We start from the raw sequence: 1,090 nt of genomic DNA, 5'->3' as shown, positions 1-1,090 counted from the left end.
TGTTGTAAGTATCCATATCGTTTAGTTATTTGTTACAATTTATTTGATTTGTTTTTTTTGTACTATTTATGTTATTTTTTCATTATTCAAATATAAAAAAAATATATAATATTTGATTTTTTGTTTTTATACTTTTAATCGGGTTCTTGTCATCCCGACACAAGGAGGGTTCTCATAAAGGGCGTGACATTCGGAGGAATAATCAAGAGGCTAAAAATAGAATCTAAAAAGTTGAAAATAATAGTCTTTATCAATTCAATAAAGGGGTAATATACCACGAGCTTTGTAGGTTAAAAAAGGATTCCTCCCTCCTATTGTGTGAATCATAACTGTTTTTTTTATCCTTTTGTAGGAAAACGAAGTTCTGGGTGAAGTGTAATTTATATGAAGTTTTTGGTTTTTTTATAGGTATTTGAGGTGTTTTCGCGGTTTATATACAATAAAAATGCAATACAATATTTCTTAAAATATTTCGTTTTTACTTTGTTTTTTTATTAATTTATTAAACTAAAAACATCTTTTTATATCTTTTAATAACTTTTGTTTAATTGCAAAACTACAATCAATGGCAACTAAAAATCAAATGAGTATCACAATTCCTCAAGAAGTAATTGATACGGTAACACTAAAATTACAAGAATGCAAAACAGCTTTAGCGCCTTATTTGCAGGGCTTAACTGCCGAAGATCGTTCGACGCTGTTTAAAATGGGTAATAAAACTGTGGCTACGGTGCAAAAAATCAAGTCGTATGTAGAAACCAATCCCGAGTTTGTGCCTGTGTATATGGACAAAGCGGAGTTTTTAAAGGATGAGGCGGTGGTGAGTTCTTTAAGTCCTATAGGCAATTTAGCTTCTCAGTTATCTACTGATGTAAACGATACGATTATGTTAGCGGGTAGTGAAGCTTTGCAATCGGCGTTGTTGTATTATGGCCAAATTAAGGAGGCGCAAAGTAAGGGGATTGCTACGGCTAAGCCTATTTATGAGGATTTGAGCCAACGTTTTATTCGTCCGTACCGTAAAAAAACAGATCAGTAAAGGTTCTAAGTCCCAAGTGGTTTAAGAAGGGGCTGTCTGAAAAGTAATCCA

1 protein-coding gene is annotated in these 1,090 nt (G+C 32.5%); it reads left to right on the top strand.

The window, feature by feature from the left end:
* Positions 1 to 565 precede the first annotated feature (565 nt).
* Positions 566 to 1,039: a hypothetical protein gene (locus B0A78_RS13095; RefSeq protein WP_065213182.1), complete on the top strand. Its 474-nt coding sequence runs from the start codon at positions 566 to 568 to the stop codon at positions 1,037 to 1,039.
* The last annotated feature ends 51 nt before the right edge of the window (positions 1,040 to 1,090 follow it).

It is taken from the genome of Flavobacterium columnare NBRC 100251 = ATCC 23463, from assembly GCF_002530675.1.
GTDB classification, from domain to species: Bacteria; Bacteroidota; Bacteroidia; order Flavobacteriales; family Flavobacteriaceae; genus Flavobacterium; species Flavobacterium columnare.
The sequence above is the reverse complement of the archived record's forward strand: the minus strand, read 5'-3'. Positions and strand labels throughout refer to the sequence as shown.

Bases quoted from the DNA above. Each gene is read 5' to 3' on its own strand.
- B0A78_RS13095 (WP_065213182.1), top strand. From the start codon at position 566: ATGGCAACTAAAAATCAAATGAGTATCACAATTCCTCAAGAAGTAATT.